Source organism: Cellulomonas sp. EB106-03-03-XG116 (assembly GCF_058792015.1).
The window spans coordinates 1-1,857 of the sequence record NZ_JBYTEP010000120.1 but is presented as its reverse complement, the minus strand read 5'-3'; the positions used below and the strand labels follow the sequence as shown (position 1 = coordinate 1,857).

Genomic DNA, 1,857 nt, shown 5'->3' with positions numbered 1-1,857 from the left:
CCCCCCCCCCCCCCCCCCCCCCCCCCCCCCCCCCCCCCCCCCCCCCACTCCAGCCGGGGGTGCGGCGTGCGGAGGTTCCGCGAGGGCGCGGCACGCGGTCGGCGAACAGGTGCGCGGTCCGGGGCGGTCGCGGGGGACAATACGAGCGTGAGCCTCTACCGCGACGAGGCGATCGTGCTGCGCACCCACAAGCTGGGGGAGGCGGACCGGATCGTCACCCTGCTGACCCGCACGCACGGCAAGGTGCGCGCCGTCGGCAAGGGCGTCCGGCGCACCACCTCGCGGTTCGGTTCCCGGCTCGAGCCGTTCATGCACATCGACGTGCAGCTGAACACCGGCCGGAACCTCGACGTCGTCACCCAGGTCGAGACGCTCGGCGCGTACGGCCGGCCGGTCTGCGAGGACTACGCCCTGTACACCGCCGGCACCGTGATGCTGGAGACCGCCGAGCGGCTCGTCGAGGCCGAGCGCGAGCCCGCGCTGCAGCAGTACTGGCTGCTGGTCGGCGCCGTCCGCTCGCTGGCGTCCCGGGAGCACGCGCCCGGCCTGGTGCTCGACTCCTACCTGCTGCGCGCGCTCGCGATCGCGGGCTGGGCCCCGTCGTTCACCGACTGCGCCCGCTGCGGCCGGCCGGGTCCGCACCACTCGTTCGCCGTCGCCCAGGGCGGCGCCGTCTGCACCTCCTGCCGCCCGCCGGGCGCGACCGCCCCGGCCCGGGAGACGTTCGAGCTGCTGTCGGCCCTGCTCGCCGGCGACTGGCCCGTGGCCGAGGCGTCCGCCGAGCGGCACCGCAAGGAGGGCAACGGCCTGGTGTCCGCGTACTCCCAGTTCCACCTGGAGCGCACGCTGCGCTCGCTGCCGATGGTCGAGAGGATCTGATGCCGGTTCCGCCGCCCCCGCACCCGAGCGGGGCCCGCCCGCCCGTGCTGCCGAAGGAGCTCGTCCCGCAGCACGTCGCGATCGTCATGGACGGCAACGGCCGGTGGGCGAACGCCCGCGGGCTGCCCCGCACCGCCGGGCACGCCGCCGGCGAGGCGTCGCTGCTCGACGTGGTCGCCGGGGCCATCGAGATCGGCGTGAAGCACGTCTCCGCCTACGCGTTCTCCACCGAGAACTGGACCCGGTCGCCCGAGGAGGTCCGGTTCCTCATGGGCTTCAACCGGGACGTGCTGCGCCGCCGTCGGGACGTGATGAACGACTGGGGCGTCCGGGTGCGCTGGGCCGGGCGGCGGCCCCGCCTGTGGCGGTCGGTCATCTCCGAGCTGGAGGAGGCCGAGCGGCTCACGGTCGGCAACACCACCTGCACGCTGACCATGTGCGTGAACTACGGCGGCCGCGCCGAGATCGCCGACGCCGCCAAGGCGATCGCGCAGGACGTGGCGGCGGGCCGGCTGAAGGCGGACAAGGTCTCCGAGAAGACGGTCCAGCGCTACCTCGACGAGCCCGACCTGCCGGACGTCGACCTGTTCCTGCGGTCGTCCGGGGAGCAGCGCACGTCGAACTTCATGATCTGGCAGGCGGCCTACGCCGAGCTGGTGTTCCTGGACGAGCCGTGGCCGGACGTCGACCGCCGGCACCTGTGGCGCGCGATCGAGACGTATGCGAGCCGTGACCGCCGCTACGGCGGTGCCGTGGACAAGCCCGCCCCCGCCTGACCCGGCCCCCGAGCGCGCCGAGATGACAGCTCTCGGCTGCGAGCGCGCCGGCTCGCGCAGCCGAGAGCTGCCATCTCGGCGACCCCGTCAGGCGGGCGAGGCAGGCGGGCGGGTCAGGCGGGCTGGTCCGCGCGCACGGGCGGGTGCGCGGTCGGGGCGGCGTCGGCGCGGCGGGCGCGCGTCCGGCGGCGCAGGACCACCC

Annotated in this window: 2 protein-coding genes; both read left to right on the top strand. The window is 75.4% G+C overall.

What is annotated here, in order from left to right:
* The first annotated feature begins 147 nt into the window (after nucleotides 1-147).
* Nucleotides 148-879: a DNA repair protein RecO gene (recO, locus tag AC3WUG_RS19590; RefSeq protein WP_492329200.1), complete on the top strand. Its 732-nt coding sequence runs from the start codon at nucleotides 148-150 to the stop codon at nucleotides 877-879.
* On the top strand, nucleotides 879-1,655 hold the full coding sequence (locus tag AC3WUG_RS19585; RefSeq protein WP_492329199.1) for an isoprenyl transferase: 777 nt from the start codon (nucleotides 879-881) through the stop codon (nucleotides 1,653-1,655). Before recO ends, AC3WUG_RS19585 begins: the two co-directional genes overlap by 1 nt.
* The last annotated feature ends 202 nt before the right edge of the window (nucleotides 1,656-1,857 follow it).

Coding starts and splice junctions, on each gene's coding strand:
- AC3WUG_RS19585 (WP_492329199.1), top strand. CDS start 879: ATGCCGGTTCCGCCGCCCCCGCACCCGAGCGGGGCCCGCCCGCCCGTG.